The organism is Shewanella baltica, assembly GCF_900456975.1.
In the GTDB taxonomy this organism is placed as follows: domain Bacteria; phylum Pseudomonadota; class Gammaproteobacteria; order Enterobacterales; family Shewanellaceae; genus Shewanella; species Shewanella baltica.
Map to the genome: position 1 here is coordinate 2,607,930 of NZ_UGYM01000002.1, position 17,022 is coordinate 2,624,951.

Genomic DNA, 17,022 nt, shown 5'->3' on the forward strand with positions numbered 1-17,022 from the left:
GAATAGCAACCCTCGGCAATAAGACCCTGAAAACCCCGGTTGAGTTTCAGCTTAACAAAAATAACCTAGCTGGCTAAGAATCATTGAGTCAACCGGACCGCAACCAACACACAAGCCTGATAAAATGAACTCGCGCAACCCAGTGCTAAGTTCTTAGCGCAAAAAGGAGCCCTTAGGCTCCCTTACTTCACATGTTTAAAATCACAATGCTTAAAATCACATGCTTAAAAACCTGTGCTGACTAAAACCTGCGACTACATAGTTGCCATAGTCCAATAATCTAAACGCTTTTGCGGATCGGCTAATAGGTTTTTACATTCTTCTTTATATTTACCCATTAACGCACCTAAGTTACTTGAGCCCCCTAAGCTTTCGATTTGACGCGCTTTAGCAGCGGCAACTGCTTGAGTCACTTCAGCTTCAGAGCTGTATTTCTTGGCTAGATTCTCAGACTCAATTTTAGAGCTTTTTAAACGCTCACCCACGGCCTGCATTTGCGGTGCATTCATCGCCCCAATGGCTTCTGAGCTAATTTGATAGTAAGCGGCACATTCAATGGCTTCTTTACTAAACGCTTTTTCTGCTTCATCAGCCCAAACTGCAGTACTGGCACTCAATACTAAACCACCTAATACTAACGTTTTTACCTGAGTTAACATGTTACTTTTCCTTTTAATCGCCATAAATAAACCTACTCAAGCCCTGGGTGGATCTCAAGCTCGTAGATATAAAAATCTTGGTTACGCACAAAGCCTAAGCCTTCATACAAGCCCTGCGCGCGCTGGTTTTTTTGCTGTGTTTCTAACATCAAATAACTCATATTATGCGCTTTGGCATAACTGGCGGCCTGCTGAACTAGCGCTCGCCCAATACCGACACATCGAGCATGTTGAGTCACATACACATCATTGAGGATCAACATTGGAGCCATACGTAACGATGAAAAGCTGGGATACATTTGCACAAAGCCTAATCCAAGCCCTTGATTATCTTTGGCAATAAATATCACCGATGACTCATCTAACAATCTTGCATGAATAAACTGCTCCGCGGCCGCTACATCATCCCTGCGCCCATAAAACTGTCGGTACTCATTGAATAACACTGCAACCTCATGGGCATGAGTCACATCTGCTCGAGTTATAATGCTTGCCATGGGCCTTTCCTTTTTATCGTTAGAGTGTTGGCGGTCGTTGTCGCAATCGAAATTGCAGACTGTTTTTCACCGCTGGCCACTCAGCATCAATAATGGAATACACCACAGTATCGCGAATTGTGCCGTCTTTAAGAATTTTGTGATTACGCAACACACCATCTTGCTTAGCACCCAGTCTCGCAATCGCTTGTCTGGAGGCTTGGTTATGCCAGTGAGTTCGAAACTCAACAGCGATGGCATCTAAGGTTTCAAAGGCAAAGGTCAATAGCAATAACTTAGCTTCGGTATTAATCCCTGTGCGCTGGGCACGTTTTGCATACCAAGTGTAGCCAATCTCAAGGCGACGATTTTCAGGCTCCCAGTTGCAAATTCGCGTGCAGCCGACAATTTCACCGCTCACTCTATCCCGCACTGCAAAGGGAAAACTCTGACCCCGCGCTTTTTCTTCGAGGGCTTTAGTCACATAGGACTTCACCTCGGCGGGTTCTGGCACGCTAGTAAACCATAAACGCCAAAGTTGACCATCTGTCACAGCTAAACTCAATGCCGCCACATGGGACAAAGATAAGGGCTCAAGCACAATATGCTCACCCGTTAAACAACCTAAGTTATCTTCACAGCCCACAGTCTCGCCTCCGTTAGATAATAGAAAAGTGTGTTGTTGCGCACATTTTTATCTAGCCTAACATTAAACGAGAATAAAAAAATACCCTATTTTCAGCATGATTGGACAAATTTATCTCATTGTCAGCGGCTTAGATTACCTAAAGCTTAAGAGTGTAAAAAAATTTGAAAAAATGAGTAGAAGACAGTTAAAACAGGTTGGAATAAATACTGCTGCGAAAGAATATGCCGCGAAATGAGATAAGCAATCGGGGCCAATAACAGCAAACACCTAAATCTGCGTTCAGTATTTAAGCGTTTGCTATCCGTTGAAGCTAGCCACCATAGTTAAAGGCTAAAGTTAAAAGCCATGCACACTGTTACTGACCCTAAACCAACCCGCAATACTATTGCGCTGGGCTAAGGTTTTAGTCACTTCATGGGGAAATCGCTCACTGAGAAAAATCACAAAATGGCCCATTTTAGGTGCGATGCGTTCAATCTCAATGTCAGCTTCATCATAGATAATCAACTCGCCACAATCTGCCGCTTTCCAGTCAGGATTTAAGAAAAACACTGTGGTTAAGATGCGATTTTGACTGCCTTTTAGCGCATCGACATGCTTTTTATAAAATGCCCCAGGCTGATATACCGCATAGTGACTTTCATAGTCGAATAACCCCATAAACAAACGACGATTTAAGCCATTTTTGAGTTGCGTCATCAGTTCAAGATATTGGGCATCAGGCTCGTTGTGCTCTTCTAACCATTGTATTCTGTCGCGGCGAATATCTGGGGTTAATTGCTGCTCTGCGCCACGACCAATGGACGCAGCTTTTAGCTCATGTGCTTGCGTTGATTGAATTTTTTCCAATAGCACTTGGCTTATATTGTTTGGAACTAAGTCAGGTAAAAAGATATAGCCTTTGTCTACCAAGGCATCAGCGATCACGTCCAGCATTGCTTCACTTAATTGCGAAACCATTATGCTACATCCAATAAAAGGGCTACGCTTTTGCTGTACTCAAGGGCTCAAGGAGGGATTAAATGAGCCTGATTTTCGAGGGGCGTCGATACGAGATATGATTGCCATATCTCAACAGTAAATTTTGCAGAATTCTAGAGTAAAGAACGCCGAATTACAATAAAATAAAAATCAATATAAACAATAACTTAAATTCAACTAAACAGTTCGACTGGCTCATCCTCTGGGCTAAGCTGCACACACTGCTCAAACTGTAATCCCAGTTTGTTCAGCAATGCCTTTGACGCGCCATTATGGGCGCTCACAATCGCCACAATACGCTCGATACCTAAACTTTTGCCTAAATCAAAAGCGGCTTTCGCGGCTTCGAATGCGTAACCCTTACCCCAATATTGCGGCAAAAATGCATAGCCTATGTCGACATTATCAAGCGTCGGCCGTTTGATTAAACCGCAAATTCCTATGGTGAATCCGTTCTCCGCAAGCACCACGGCATAAAAGCCAAAACCACATTCGGCATAACTTTTCATTGGTCCATTGAGGATATAATCCTTGGCCTGCACAAGCGTGCGTACTCCCCTGTCCCCTATATTCTCAATAAAGCCTTGGCTATTGAGCAACACTAACATAAATGAAGCATCGGCTGGGGTTAACTGCCGCAGGATTAATCTCGGAGTACGCGCAACTTGCATAGGATTTCTCCACTAGAAATAGACAATTTTATAAAAAATGTTTTTAAACTTTTTTATAAACTATTTTTTATAAACTATTTTTCATAAATAACGGACGTATTGGCTGCCGTCCTTTTGCGGTTTTTGGGGTGCCACAACCGCTGGCGTACCGACATACAAAAAGCCGACGATTTGATCGTGTGGCTCAAGGCCTAAGGCGGCATTCACATTGGCATCGAAAGCAAAATCACCCGTTCGCCATACAGCACCTATACCTAAGGCAAAAGCAGCCTGTTGCATCGCCATCGTTGCGCAGCCCGCTGCAATTAGTTGTTCAAGTACTGGTACTTTAGGATGTTGCTGCGTTTTCGCCACCACGGTAATCACCATAGGCGCACGCATTGGCATGCCCTTAGCTTTATTAACGAAATCCTCATCGGCGCCACTCGCTTTAGCCGCCTCAACAAAGATATCGGCTAAGGTGTTTAACCCTTGGTCAGTGGCAATAATAAATTCCCATGGGGCTAAGGCACCATGATCTGGCACACGAATGGCGGCATCTAAGATGATTTTTAATTGACTCGCATCGGGAGCGGGAGCGATTAATCGCGGGGTCGATTGACGGGTGAGCAAAAGTTCAATAGCGTCCAAGTTCTTATCCTAGTTCGATATAAATTGCGTTCAAGCATAGCAAATTGCAGGCAAAGAGGCATAAAAAAATCCCACCGCATGGGTGGGATTTAACGCTTTGATTGCTCTTGAAAATCGAGGGTACTTTATAAAAGGCTTACTTAACCCCGCAGCGCTTAGCGATAAAATAATCTAGGCTAGTGTAACGACCGCCGCCTAAGGTAAAGAGTGCCAACAACATAATGAAATAAGTTGCCGCAAACTCTATCCCATTATTAAGCACAGCTAAGTTACCTGAGCTGGTCAGCCAGTCGTAATTACCGTGCTCCTGCAATATTTCTTTGGCTTTCGCCAGTTTATCCCCAGCCTCAAGCACTCTGTCGTTGGCAAGCCAAGAACTGCCATCGGCAATCGCTAACCAGCCATTTGGCCAATGCACTGTAAATGCGGCGACCAACATAGTGACCATCAAAGGGATAGATATCAGCCGCGTCGCAAGCCCAAGCATTAATAAGATAGCGCCAAAGAACTCGGTTCCCGCCGCCAATCCTGCCATTACCGCCGGCATTGGCAGGCCTAAACCCCAATCGGGATTGGCAAACCAAGCAACCGTATCGTCAAAGTGGGCGAGCTTGTTATAACCCGCTTGCATCAACACGGGCGCAAGGTAAATCCTGAGGGCTAATGGCGCTACGCCATCGAAATAGCGACTCATATTGAGCAATTTTTGGTAAAGGGATGCAAGTGGCATAGTGTCTCTCTTTGACTAATTTATTGGCTTGCAGGAATAGACCCTAGCAAGCCAATAAATCTTTCATGGCCTAGGCTTTTTTTGTACTCGCCTCTTTTTCAATGGCTTCTTGATTAAGCTCGGTGAGATCTTGAATGAGTCCACCCAACTTTTTATAAAAATGTTTCGACTGCTTCTCCGACAAACTCGTGTTCATCGCCAGCAGTAAGGTCCCAAATGCCTCAGTATTTTTACGCAAAAACACTTTATGTTGCTCAGACTTAAGCTCATCGGGCTGCGTCATCAACAGGGTCAAACGCTCGGTTAATAGCGCTTTATCTGCCCGCTGCCCAAGAGCAACTTCAAACTGACGTAACCATTCGTGGCGGTATTCGAGCCACATATCTAAGGTGGATAAACGCTGTTGATTATACTGATGAATAAGCACTTTTTGTTCTGCACTCACACTGCCAAGCCAGTCATCAAATTGCTCTTGAAGGTTTTCGTCGGCCTCTTTTTGTAACTGCGTTGGAGTTTTGCCGGCAAACTCTTTGACGAGCTCCTGCTCATCTTGCCGTAATTTGGCGAGGATTTGCTTCACCTGTTCATCTGACAAGGACATGATGATGGGCAGTAATTCTGGCAAGGCAAACTCAAACAAACGAAACCAATGCCGCTTAGCAATCTCCACATGCTCGGCCCATAATACTGGTGTTAAGGTATTGGTTTTGATGAGGCTTTCGACTTCGGTTAATTGCACCACATAGTGGGACAATTCTTTAGATTGATGCCACAGGACAAATTTTTCAATGAGGGCGTCAAATGCCTTTTGCTGTGGTTTATCTAAGGTAACGTAGTCCTCTTGCTCCCAACCGATAGCCCAATCGAGAAAATGGTAACTGAATTTAGTGGAACAGGCGCTTAAGCCTAAGAGACACACAAGTAGCATCACGCCTTTTTTCATTCTGAATCATCCATCCTAGAACTGTTGCTAATATGACGCTTGAGCCTATATAAAGTTGCCTCTTATATCAAACAAGTTTGTCTAATAAAGGTTTTTAATATGTTAATACTTTGCCTGCTTTAAATCGCCAATCGTGCAGCTAATCGCTATGATTCTTGGGTGATGAGCGGCCAAAAACAATCAAACCATGCGAGATAGTCGGCGCTACGACTGGCCTCCGTTTGCGCTGCCATCAATAATGCCCAGTAGCAAGCAAATACCCAGTACATGTCAATGGCGGCAGGCACGGCCGCTACGGCGTGGGCCGTGACATAGGGATGTTGACTCAGATACTGTGTCACTAACTCGTTTTGCTGGATTGGCGTTAACGCATGGGTCGCTAACACTACGGCTAACTCACACAGGGGATGCGACGCTGTTGCATACTCAAAATCGATACAATACAAACGGTTGTTTTTGAGTAAAAGATTGTGGGGATTAAGATCGCGATGGCAAAACTGCGGTTTAATTAAACAAGCCGCTAAGTCATTACACCAATGTTTGATGTCGATTTGAATACCAAGCAGCTTAGCCACTCGCTCACTCCAATCGTGCGTGAGCGCAAGAGATGCCTGATAGGCAAGCATCTGCTGGTGATATTCCTGCCATTGCTCTGTGACACTAATGGCATAAGAACCTGTGGGCAGTTCCCGCAATTGTAGCAATAATTCAAGCAGTAAATGCGCAGCTGAGTTGGGATGCTTATCTTGCTCTATTGGCGGTTCAGGATTTAAATAAGCTTGTTGTGAATCGCCGTGATGTAAAATGCCCAAAGACACTTGCGCCAGCATAAAATCAGCGGCACTGGTTTGGCGCTCTAAGGCAGACCAATGGATAAAGCGTTTACGTTGAAAGCGTTCGCTATCAATCACATTGTGTTCAATTGCCGCACACTCTGCAACGCTCGCTACAGCACTTTCGATAAGGTCACTCTCGATAAAATAACTCTCAATAAGGTCACTCTCAATAAAATCACTGAGGTAGTAGCGCTCATCTTCACTCACCCACAGCAGTGCTGGGGCAAGTTTAGCTTGGGCGAGTTGTTGCCAGTAAAAACGCTCCTGCTGGCGGGTGCAAAAACTGTCCGCCGCATCGGCATTGACCCGCAGCACATAACGACCTGTGGGCGTAGTGATCTTATAATTATGATTACTCAAGCCGCCCGAAAGCTCGCAAATACTTAACACTTGCTCCAGCCCAGCTCGTTTGAGTATGGGCAAGAGTGCGTTGAATGATTCGCCTGCTGTGTATTGCATGGCTGCGATTACATCGGGCATTAACTGAGTAACTTCAACGCATTGGCCTCACGGGCGTCGGCTAATGCAGTGCGCCACAGGAAATACCCTACTACAGCAAGCCCCACATAGAGTACGAATAATAACGAGGTCAGCATCAAGCCTTTGCTGAGATAGAGGTATATAGACACTATGTCGATGACGACCCAGTAGAGCCAATTCTCAAGTACTTTCTTAGCCACTAAATAGGTCGTCATCACAGCAAAACAGGTCGTGGCCGCATCTAAATACGGGAACGCGGCTTGGGTATACGTTGCCATGCCGTGACCGACTAATAGCGAAATAACGCCCGTCACCGCGATCAGTTTCAAGTGGGTTTTCAACGGCCAAGTGGTCACTTTTACCCCTTGATGTTTATCTCCGCCTTGGGTCCAGAGCCAATATCCATAGAGCGCCATCACCATATAATAGATATTCAGCACTGACTCCATCAGTAACGACACCTTCCAAAACAACACAGTGTAAATGGCGGTACTGGCAAAGGCCGCCGCCCAGCACCAGACGCTCGCCTTCATCGCCAGCAGTAGATATGCCATGGCTAGCAGTACCGCCAAGGCTTCCCATGCGGTCATCACATGGACTTCACCAAAGGCCGCATTCATACTCTCGACCAAGGTTAACCATAAATCTGTCATTGTGTTGTTCTCACTGCCTATTTATCGCGTATGTGACGGTAAAGCGTTATTCGCTGTGGGCTAAATTAAGCTCACCACCGATAAACTTACACACAAATACTGCCTTGCCCCACTTCTCATGGGCGGCTTGCATCTCGGTCGCCAGCATAGTCATCACATCTAAATAATCGCCGCACACTTGTGTTGCCATCGCATTGGTCACGCGCTCGATATGAGGATAGCTATCCACCCGGCCAATGAACCACTTAATCGGATCGAGGTAGTTCTCATTGAAGGGATACATGCTAATTTCTGCGGTCAGTTTCATTTTAATTCCTTAAATTTGAGAGAAGCTGTAGCCCTTACACTGGACTGCAGCTTAGTCATGAGTTAACCCAATAGGCTCATAGTGATATGTGCCATTACATCAGCTTTTACATAAACTTAACGTTAAAGGTTACGCCAATCTGACGCGGATCGCCGTAACGAATATATTGCTTTTCAGCCCAGCCATTATCAGGCTCGTTACCGAAGTAGAAGCCGCGCACACCGTATTCTTCATTGAACAAATTACGGCCCCATAAATAGGCTGACCATGCACTCGCCTCATAACCCACACGGGCATTGACGATAGTGTAAGGCTCAGAGCGGGATTCATTGCTGTCGGAGTAGTAAAACTCACTCTTACCGCTCAGGTTTAGGTTAATAAACCAGCCCGAATTGGTACGATAAGTCCCGCCAAGGCTGTAGGTTAAGTGTGGTGAATGAGCCAGATCGCGGCCAGTTAAATCGACCTCAGTGCCGTATTTATCCTGATACTGGTAATCACCGTAGGCTGTTTCTAACCAACCTAAGCTTGAGTAAATTTGTAGATTATCCGTGGCATACCAGGTCGCATCTAACTCAGCACCATAGTTATTAGAACTACCAGCGTTTTCGGTGAACAAGATAAAACGCTGCGGTTTATCAGGGTCTTGCTGGGATGCCGCCACCTGTTGATCTTGCCTGTCCATATAGAACAGCGCCAAATTAGTATCGATAAGCCCCGCTAACCAATGGGATTTAAGGCCGATTTCATAGTTATAAAGCGTCTCAGTACTAAACTCTTTTTTATCGTTCAATTCGACAGGTAAAGTCATGTTGAAACCGCCAGCCTTGTAACCGCGTGCAACACGAACATAAGCGTTGTGCGAGTCATTCAGCACTTTACTCACTGCAATATGACCGCCCCACATGGTTTCACTCGGGTCGAAATTATCGTTATTCGTATCTGAGTAATGGCTGTTACGGCGCTCTAAACGTAGGCCCACAGATAAGGCATAATCTGAGCCCAGATCCGTATCGAGCTGACCAAAAAAGGCATAGTTCGTCGCTTCATACTCAGAGTCTAAGACTTCATCCGGCAAAGTATTGTACTCAGAATACAATTGGTTATCTTCTTTCAGATTCATGCCGTACACACCAAGCAACCAATCTGTGCTATCCGCAAAGATTCGGCCCTGCTCGGTAGAACTTAAGCGAAACTCTTGCGACACGGTTTTACGTTGGCCCGTTTTATCCCAAAAATAATCATATTGGCACGGTGCCAGATTGCCATCGTCATCACTGCATTGCTTAGAAGCCCAATACTCTGGGTTCGACCAATCGCCATCGTAACTGTAATGGTGATCGGTATTAGCAAAGGACGTTAACGAGGTTAGCTCAAAGGTTTCGGCGCCAGAATAGGTCGCTTTAAAGCCTGCGCCTGTGGTGCGCTGGCTATCGACACCCGGTTGATCCGATGTCGTCTGGGTCGGAGAATTGGTTAAACTCCACACATCGTAGCCATTATCAAAATCGGCGTGCAGCACAGTTAAATCAAACTGCAAATCGTCAGTCGCATACCAGCGCAGCTTAGCGCGGCCGCTGAACTCATCGCGGCCATTGGTATCGTCACGACCTAAATAGAGGTTGTCGTGGTAACCATTCTGTTGATGTTGCTGCAGTGACACGCGATAAAGCAGCTTGCCAGAATCCGTTAATGGGCCAGAACTGAAACCGCTAAACGTACGTAAATCATCATCACCTAACGAGACTTCTGCGCCATGTTCAAACACATCGGTGGGGTCGTTACTTTTCAGATAAATCAGTCCCGCTAAAGCATTCGCGCCATAACGTGTGCCCTGTGGTCCGCGTAACACTTCGACCTGTTGTAGATCGTACATGCTCGACACCATGCCAATACCGGATAAATCGATATCATCTATGATGTAACCCACAGAAGAATTAGGCGCGCCTTGGTATTGCTCTTGCTCACCTACGCCGCGAATTTGAAAATATTTCGGCCGCGAACTTCCACCCGACCAGTTAAAATTGGCAATAGAATTAAGCAGATCTTCAAAGTGCTGCGCGCTTTCATCTTGAATTTTTTGACTGTCGATAACGGTAATGCTGGAGGGCATTTTTTCTAAGCTTGAACTGCGAAAATCCGCCGTCACTACCATGACTTCCATCTCAGTGCTGGGATCGGGTTTATCGATAGCGTCGGTTTGTGCAAATGCAGAAGTGCTCAGCGCGGTAGCAATGGCTAACGCCAGCGGCGCTCGGGTTAAAAACAAGCTGGGTGTGATGGTTGAAAACGGGGAATGGCGTTTTGACGTGTTACTGTTTAGCGTTTTACTGTTTAACATAGGACCTCAAATACATAGTTTGAGATCCGGCAACGAATAAGCGATTCAGAAGTGTGCTGTTGATTGGCCCATTCCTACGCCGGTATTAGCCGGATCAGGTTCTAAGGGTTCGTCAACTGACATCTCAGTTTGCAGTAATTAACGTAAATTCATTCGCTGCAAACACCCCTTGGCGACGCCTAGTATACATGAGTAATAGGATGGGATGACACATTTACCTCATAAAATGAAAAATGCCAGCATAGCTGGCATTCTCTGGGCGAGCTCACCGCTTAATTCGAAAAGGTTTCGCGCACGTACACATCAAATTTAACCGCTTGGGCATTGGGCGCCACGGCGGCGACTTGCAATTGTTGCTTGCCATGCAGCTTGACCGATTTCCAGCTCGTCGCTTCATCTTCTATGGTGTAGCCGCTGGCATCGTACCAAGTGAATTTATACTGCACACGCATGTCAGTTGATGATTTGCTAACAATCAGCGCTGAGCCCTGCACTAAATCGCCAACTCGGCGTGCATCCACACTTTCAACTCCAATATCTCGGGCAAAACTGGTATTATCGACACGGGTTTCACCAAGCGAACTCACTGAAATACCTGCGGTATGTGAGGCACAAGCGCCTAAGGTCAGCACCGCGGCCAATAATAGTCCTGTATAAATTTGTTTCATCTCTTTCTCCCAGTCACGCGACAAAATGCGCGGCCAGCGCGCACCATTTCCCATTAAACGACAAGCTAATCGAACTGTGCTGAACTTATGCTTAACAAGACAGACTTAATCATCACTCGAACATCTCAATAAAACGAGTTAATCAATCAGAAAGTGCGCCCGTGCCGTAGCGATGAGCTGCTTACGATTGGTTTGCCAACAATCGATATTCACGTTGGCCACTCGTCGCCCCTGACGGGTAATACGACATTCAGCAAAGCTATCTTTATGCAGTCCTGCACGTAAATAGTCGATTGAAAAATCAACCACTTTAGGTACTTTGGCTGTTTGCATAAAGACCATTAACTGCACTATCGCCGACATCTCCATAAAACCTGCAATGACGCCGCCATGAATCGCTGGCAACACAGGATTACCGATATTGTCGTCTTTAGCGGGCAATTTAAAAATCAGTTCATCACCAAAACGCTCCACCTTCATGCCAATAAATTTGGCATAGGGAACGTGCTCAAGTAAATGGCCAAAATCATTAAGTTCAGTGGCGCGTTTAACTATGCCTTGCACATCAATAGGCGCTTTAACCTGTGCGTTTTGAGTTTTACTGGCGGCATCTAGTATCGAATTATTTGCGCTCATCACACTCTCCTATCGCAGGCACGGCGTCACCCATTAACGCTTGCCTAAAGGCATCACCGACCATTTCAGGGCTTATCCGCATAAAAGAGCCGACGGCATGGGCGATGGGATCGTCAATACTGTCTTGGTAAGCAATTGCACGGGTAAAAGCAATATTAGAAGACAACTTATAGCATTCTGCAAAACCAAATACAGGCTTATGGGGCTGAGCCGGCTTCATGTAGTCCACCCGCAAATCGAGCGTAGGTGATATTTCTAATAGTTTGAATTTATGGAAAATTGCGCTCACGACTGCACTACCACACGCGGTATCCATTAAAGTAGTGATCACCCCACCATGGATAACACCGGTATCGGGATACCCAATTAATTCAGTGCTGTAGGGTAACTCAATCAACACATGATGCTCACTCGCCTCCAGTACCGTTAAACCGAGGCGACGACACTGAGCTAATTGATCCACAAACCGCTGAGCCATTTGGGTCAACGGGAAAAAATCCGAATTGACCTTCATTTTCCTTGGCTCAACATGGGCCCCAGAGGCTCCCCGCCCACAAGGTGGAAATGAATGTGATAGACTTCTTGTCCACCGTGTTGATTGCAGTTCATGATCAGTCGGTAGCCATCTTTAGCGATACCCGCTTCCGCCGCCAATTTAGCCGCAACCGTCATCATACGGCCAAGTACCGGCTCATCAGAGGCTTTCATGTCGTTCGCCGTTGGGATCAAGTGATTCGGCACAATCAAAATATGCGTTGGCGCCTTAGGGGAAATGTCTCTAAAGGCAGTCACAAGTTCATCTTGATACAGAATATCCGCGGGAATTTCGCGACGAATAATTTTGCTGAAAATCGTTTCTTCGGCCATGGGGCGTCCTCCTTGGGTTAGTTGGCATAGTATACTAGTAATTCAATACTTTGTGTCTGTAGATATTTTGCTTTTCATTTGCCAGTTGCAGGCATTTTTGGCAGCATGGCCACCATTAAAACACTCAGGTTTTGCAGGATAAATATGATCCATTACCAGATAATCCCCGTCGATCCGAAAGCCCATTTATTCGCAGTCACTATGACATTATCCCAGCCCAAGCCAGTGCAGGTCTTTAGCCTCCCCGCTTGGCTACCTGGCAGTTATATGGTGCGCGACTTTGCTAAAAATATCATTGAACTCAAGGCACAAGATGCTAATGGCCAAACACTCAAGCTCATACAGCTAGATAAGCAAACTTGGTCGGTTGACAATAATAGCAGCGAAATCATTTTGACTTATCAAGTGTATGCTTGGGATCTGTCGGTGCGCACTGCGCATTTGGACACAACCCACGGCTTCTTTAACGGCAGTAGCGTGTTTTTATCCGCCCACGGTTTTGAACAACAAACCCACACTGTCACTATGTTACCGCCCTCTGAGCCCACATTAAGTGATTGGCGCGTCGCTACCAGCATGACCCGCATCAGTGGTGACGACTTTGCCTTCGGCCAATTTAGTGCCACAAGCTATGACGAGCTTATCGATCATCCAGTGGAAATGGGCTTATTTACCTTAGCCAGTTTCGATGCCTGCGGCGTCCAACACGATATCGTACTCAATGGCCGCCACCGCGCTTGCATGCCAAGGCTCTGCCAAGACTTGAAAGCCATTTGTGAGTATCAAATCAATCTCTTCGGCACGCCTGCGCCGTTTAAACGTTATTTGTTTATGACCACAGTATTAGACAATGGCTTTGGCGGGTTAGAGCACAGAGCTTCTACCGCATTGATGTGTTCTCGCAAGGACTTACCGCTATCGCTCAATGCGCCAATTAATAACGACTATCGCACTTATTTATCCCTGTGCAGCCACGAGTATTTCCACAGCTGGAACGTGAAGCGGATTAAGCCGGAGTGCTTTTTACCCTATAAACTTGAGGCTGAAACCTATACGCCGCAGCTATGGGCCTATGAAGGTATCACCTCTTATTATGATGACTTCCTTACCTATCGCGCCGGACTGGTAGATGAACACAGCTATTTAGATATGCTGAGTGAAACCTTCACTCGCGTCTATCGCAGCCAAGGACGCTTTAAACAAAGTGTTAAAGATTCAAGCTTTAATGCCTGGACTAAGTTCTATAAGCAGGATGAAAACGCGCAAAACGCCATCATCAGTTATTACACCAAAGGCGCGCTGTTTGCGCTGTACTTAGATTTAACCCTGCGCAGTGAAACCCAAGGCAAATACAATCTCGACCATGTTATGCAGATTTTATGGCAGGAATATGCTCTGCAAGACAAAGGCACGACTGACGGCTGTCACCAAGCGATTGTCGAGCGACTCCTTGACCGTGATTGCCACGATTTGTTTGCCTACTTAGATAACACCGATGATATTCCACTGGCTGCGCTACTCGCCGAATTTGGCGTCGAGTTTAACCTTCGAGCCAGCCAAGGTCCGCAGGATGTGGGCGGCGGGCAAGCTAAAGGTTATGACATTGCCTTTGGCGCGAAAACTCAAGTGGCGCCGATGGGATTGAAAGTGGTGACAGTTACCCAAGGCAGCCCTGCCCACCTTGCGGGGTTAAGTGCGGGGGATATCTTAATCGCCGCCGATAACTTGCAAGTCAGCGCGCAATTTGAGTCGCAGCTGCAGCAATATCCGCTGGGTGAATCCTTGAATCTACATTGGTTTAGACGGGATGAATTGATGACGGGTGAATTGATGATAACTGCCGCGCCGAAGGACACTGTCGCCCTAGCGATTAGCGACAAGACTAAACTCGCGGCTTGGTTAGGACGTTAATTTAACGTTTTGATTAGACAGGTTTTAAGAAAAACAAAAGGGGCAAAAGCCCCTTTTATCATTTCTGAGATAACACTTAACTTAGGTACTAATCTCTAAACGCACACATCTATGTCTAGATCAGTATTCCCTTGCTAAATCAGTGTCTTATATCAGTGCTTATACAGACTTAAACCACCACATCGTGCAAATAGGTCTGCGCCCACGCGATCGCTTGACCACGGCTCGACACACCTATCTTACGGAATACTCGGTACAAATGGGTTTTTATCGTGCTTTCACTGACAAACAACTGATTGGCAATATCTAAGTTAGTACTACCCGTTAAGAGTGCTTGTAATACTTCTCGCTCACGAATCGTCAGCGGTTCAGTATCCTCGAACAAACCAAAGTCATCGTTCACCCCATTGACGAGTTGAATTGGGATCACCCTATGTCCTCGTAAAATATTCGAGAATCCTAGGCTAATCTCAGTTAAACCCGCATCGAGATAAAACACCCCTGCGGTTGTGGCTGCTTGCATTAAAAAGCGCGCATCCACTTGTTTAGGGAATTGTAAATAGACGACTCGTACACTTGGTTGTTCACGGGCAAGTAAACGCTGAAATTGATGGGCTTTTTGAAGATCAACAGTCGCTAAATCAATCACTACCATGGAGGCATGATTATCCTTGATTTGTTCACACATCTCATCTGGGCTGACTTGCGTCAACTTAACGAGAAACTCCTGTGGCCAACGTCCTGCTAGCAGTTCCATTAATACTTGCGATCGTGACACTACAATCCAATGTAATATTTTGAACATCCTGCTCACTCCCTGTCTGATTAACGATTATTCACTTTGAGAACCTAAGATCCTCTCAATACAACTTCAACATCCGTTCAATAGACTTCCAAGTCTATCGTGGTGACGATATTAGCATTAGATAAAACAGATTAAAAAGACTTACGTGAAAAATATTTACCGTACGCAAATCAAAAACTTCTAACACTTTCGTTGAATCCACTATCAATCAGAAGTCTTAATTGAAACTGAAAAAAATTACTGAAATTTTTAGATAAAAGCGTAAGATCATATCAACACAAAAAATAAGGAAATTCCATGTCCAGCAGTAAACCCACCGCGCTTGAAGTCAAATCCTACCCTGTGTGGGACAAACCGACTCGATTATTCCATTGGATAAATGTCATTCTCGTGCTCGCACTCATATTAGTGGGTGGCATCATGATGTATCGCACTGAGTTGGGCATCACTGAGTTAACCGGCAAAATTGGCTTAAAAACTTTACACGTATGCATAGGATATGCGTTTGCAATCAACCTCATCATTCGCCTTGTGTGGGGTTTTGTCGGTAACAAATATGCGCGTTTCAGCCATATGTTTCCCAATGCCAATAGCAAAAATGAGTTAATGACCTATAAGTCAGAACTGGCCGCGGGTAAAAATCCGCAGTATTTAGGCCATAATCCTAAAGGCAAATTTGCTGTCCTCGGCATTATGCTGCTGTTAGTTACTATCATGGTAACTGGGCTTTTACGCGCAGGAACAGATATTTACTACCCGCCATTGGGTAGTGCAGTACAAAGCTATCTGGCCGATACCAATGTCGATCCAGCAAGCTTAAAACCCTATGATGCCACTGGGGTGAATACCGAGAAAGCGGATGCGCTTAAACCGCTGAAGGGACTTGCCGGTGAAGTTCACGTTTATGCGGTTTATCTACTTATGCTACTGATTTTACTGCATGTATTCGCAGTGGTTTATACCGAAGTTAAACGTCAACCTGGGATTATTTCAGCCATGTTCTCTGGCAAGAAGATCATCCAAGGTCAGCCAAAAGACGAGTAATCGTTTAGTTTAATGATAAAAATAACGCCAGCATTTGCTGGCGTTATTTGTTTAGACTTGAAGGCTTGCGCCAACGTTTCTAACATTTTTTGATTATTTTTTCAGAATAGTCGCAGGTGTACGGCCATCATCATGGCAGCTTTCACAGGTAGGTTTTTCACCTACATTCATATCATGCACCGCATGACAATCTGCACAGACTAAATTGCCGTCATGTGGTTTATGAACAGCGTCCATCTCAGCAAGAGAACCGTGACAGCTTTGACACTGTTCAAATTCAAAGGCACCATCCGCAGAAGGTGTACCATCTTTATGACAGCTTTCACAACCACCCGACTCAGCGTGGAAATCAGACAATTTTTGATCTGCAGCAAATGCGGTTGGCGACAGCGCTAACGCTGCGAGACTAGCCCCGAAAAGCGCACTTAATAGTTTTTTGCTCACAATAGTATCCTCCAATGGCGATTGTCAGTGGAAATTCTTGTCAGGGTGACTTCCATCTCGCAACCAAAAGTAAATAGCACGACTCGATATAACTTAGCTAAGGATGAACGAATAAGCAAACCCATGCTAAGCACCCCAACTTTATCAACATACTCAAGGGTAAAATGTGCGCTGCATCATGTAACCACATGCTTATATAAGAGTTTTACATATGCCTAACCTAGAGGCTACATAATGTAAATCCCCAAAGCGACTAAGGACAAAATAAAAAGCCTGAATTAGACAATATGG

20 protein-coding genes and 1 riboswitch are annotated in these 17,022 nt (G+C 45.6%); of the genes, 2 read left to right on the top strand and 18 right to left on the bottom strand.

What is annotated here, in order from left to right:
* Positions 1 to 254: 254 nt before the first annotated feature.
* The 16 genes from DYH48_RS11710 to hinT all read right to left on the bottom strand — a co-directional run bounded on the left by DYH48_RS11710 (position 255) and on the right by hinT (position 12,527).
* Positions 255 to 659: a hypothetical protein gene (locus DYH48_RS11710; protein ID WP_012088930.1), complete on the bottom strand. Its 405-nt coding sequence runs from the start codon at positions 657 to 659 to the stop codon at positions 255 to 257.
* Between the two features lie 32 nt (positions 660 to 691).
* The gene (locus DYH48_RS11715) at positions 692 to 1,156 is read right to left on the bottom strand and encodes a GNAT family N-acetyltransferase (protein ID WP_115334869.1); all 465 of its coding nucleotides are present in this window, start codon (positions 1,154 to 1,156) and stop codon (positions 692 to 694) included.
* Positions 1,157 to 1,175: 19 nt separating this feature from the next.
* On the bottom strand, positions 1,176 to 1,781 hold the full coding sequence (locus tag DYH48_RS11720; protein ID WP_006086351.1) for a GNAT family N-acetyltransferase: 606 nt from the start codon (positions 1,779 to 1,781) through the stop codon (positions 1,176 to 1,178).
* A gap of 339 nt (positions 1,782 to 2,120) precedes the next feature.
* Positions 2,121 to 2,744: a 2OG-Fe(II) oxygenase gene (locus DYH48_RS11725; RefSeq protein ID WP_115334870.1), complete on the bottom strand. Its 624-nt coding sequence runs from the start codon at positions 2,742 to 2,744 to the stop codon at positions 2,121 to 2,123.
* 194 nt (positions 2,745 to 2,938) lie between these two features.
* Positions 2,939 to 3,436, bottom strand: a complete 498-nt coding sequence (locus DYH48_RS11730) for a GNAT family N-acetyltransferase (protein ID WP_115334871.1) — start codon at positions 3,434 to 3,436, stop codon at positions 2,939 to 2,941.
* Positions 3,437 to 3,517: 81 nt separating this feature from the next.
* On the bottom strand, positions 3,518 to 4,066 hold the full coding sequence (locus DYH48_RS11735) for an NAD(P)H nitroreductase (protein ID WP_012088927.1): 549 nt from the start codon (positions 4,064 to 4,066) through the stop codon (positions 3,518 to 3,520).
* A 136-nt stretch (positions 4,067 to 4,202) separates the two neighbouring features.
* On the bottom strand, positions 4,203 to 4,796 hold the full coding sequence (locus tag DYH48_RS11740) for an HvfX family Cu-binding RiPP maturation protein (protein WP_012088926.1): 594 nt from the start codon (positions 4,794 to 4,796) through the stop codon (positions 4,203 to 4,205).
* Between the two features lie 70 nt (positions 4,797 to 4,866).
* Positions 4,867 to 5,739, bottom strand: coding sequence for a DUF6279 family lipoprotein (locus DYH48_RS11745; protein ID WP_012088925.1), 873 nt, complete (start codon positions 5,737 to 5,739; stop codon positions 4,867 to 4,869).
* A gap of 146 nt (positions 5,740 to 5,885) precedes the next feature.
* Positions 5,886 to 7,055: a phosphotransferase gene (locus tag DYH48_RS11750; RefSeq protein ID WP_115334872.1), complete on the bottom strand. Its 1,170-nt coding sequence runs from the start codon at positions 7,053 to 7,055 to the stop codon at positions 5,886 to 5,888.
* Positions 7,055 to 7,708 (bottom strand): nicotinamide riboside transporter PnuC, encoded by a 654-nt coding sequence (gene pnuC, locus DYH48_RS11755; RefSeq protein WP_115334873.1) that lies wholly within the window; start codon positions 7,706 to 7,708, stop codon positions 7,055 to 7,057. The genes DYH48_RS11750 and pnuC overlap by 1 nt, the downstream gene beginning before the upstream one ends.
* A 46-nt stretch (positions 7,709 to 7,754) precedes the next feature.
* Positions 7,755 to 8,015 (bottom strand): hypothetical protein, encoded by a 261-nt coding sequence (locus DYH48_RS11760; protein WP_006081308.1) that lies wholly within the window; start codon positions 8,013 to 8,015, stop codon positions 7,755 to 7,757.
* A 106-nt stretch (positions 8,016 to 8,121) separates the two neighbouring features.
* Positions 8,122 to 10,356, bottom strand: a complete 2,235-nt coding sequence (locus tag DYH48_RS11765) for a TonB-dependent receptor (RefSeq protein WP_172481183.1) — start codon at positions 10,354 to 10,356, stop codon at positions 8,122 to 8,124.
* Between the two features lie 54 nt (positions 10,357 to 10,410).
* Positions 10,411 to 10,536: riboswitch (TPP riboswitch) on the bottom strand.
* Positions 10,537 to 10,628: 92 nt separating this feature from the next.
* Entirely contained in the window at positions 10,629 to 11,024 is a 396-nt protein-coding gene (locus tag DYH48_RS11770; protein ID WP_115334874.1) for a YcfL family putative periplasmic lipoprotein, read from the bottom strand.
* 138 nt (positions 11,025 to 11,162) lie between these two features.
* Positions 11,163 to 11,660 (bottom strand): PaaI family thioesterase, encoded by a 498-nt coding sequence (locus tag DYH48_RS11775; RefSeq protein WP_172481184.1) that lies wholly within the window; start codon positions 11,658 to 11,660, stop codon positions 11,163 to 11,165.
* On the bottom strand, positions 11,647 to 12,174 hold the full coding sequence (locus DYH48_RS11780) for a PaaI family thioesterase (protein WP_115334875.1): 528 nt from the start codon (positions 12,172 to 12,174) through the stop codon (positions 11,647 to 11,649). The genes DYH48_RS11775 and DYH48_RS11780 overlap by 14 nt, the downstream gene beginning before the upstream one ends.
* Positions 12,171 to 12,527, bottom strand: a complete 357-nt coding sequence (hinT, locus tag DYH48_RS11785) for a purine nucleoside phosphoramidase (RefSeq protein WP_006081303.1) — start codon at positions 12,525 to 12,527, stop codon at positions 12,171 to 12,173. The genes DYH48_RS11780 and hinT overlap by 4 nt, the downstream gene beginning before the upstream one ends.
* Positions 12,528 to 12,671: 144 nt before the next feature.
* On the opposite strand from hinT, the gene DYH48_RS11790 reads away from it, so the two are divergent.
* Complete coding sequence (locus tag DYH48_RS11790) at positions 12,672 to 14,438, top strand: M61 family metallopeptidase (protein WP_115334876.1); 1,767 nt, start codon at positions 12,672 to 12,674, stop codon at positions 14,436 to 14,438.
* A gap of 169 nt (positions 14,439 to 14,607) precedes the next feature.
* Here DYH48_RS11790 and DYH48_RS11795 read toward each other — a convergent pair whose 3' ends face one another.
* Complete coding sequence (locus DYH48_RS11795; protein ID WP_006081301.1) at positions 14,608 to 15,243, bottom strand: LuxR C-terminal-related transcriptional regulator; 636 nt, start codon at positions 15,241 to 15,243, stop codon at positions 14,608 to 14,610.
* A gap of 297 nt (positions 15,244 to 15,540) precedes the next feature.
* Here DYH48_RS11795 and DYH48_RS11800 point away from each other — a divergent pair, with 297 nt between their 5' ends.
* A complete protein-coding gene (locus DYH48_RS11800; RefSeq protein WP_071938843.1) occupies positions 15,541 to 16,287 on the top strand; it encodes a cytochrome b/b6 domain-containing protein in 747 nt (248 codons plus the stop codon).
* Between the two features lie 93 nt (positions 16,288 to 16,380).
* On the opposite strand, the gene cctA is transcribed toward DYH48_RS11800, so the two are convergent.
* Complete coding sequence (gene cctA, locus DYH48_RS11805) at positions 16,381 to 16,731, bottom strand: tetraheme c-type cytochrome CctA (protein ID WP_006081299.1); 351 nt, start codon at positions 16,729 to 16,731, stop codon at positions 16,381 to 16,383.
* Positions 16,732 to 17,022 lie beyond the last annotated feature (291 nt).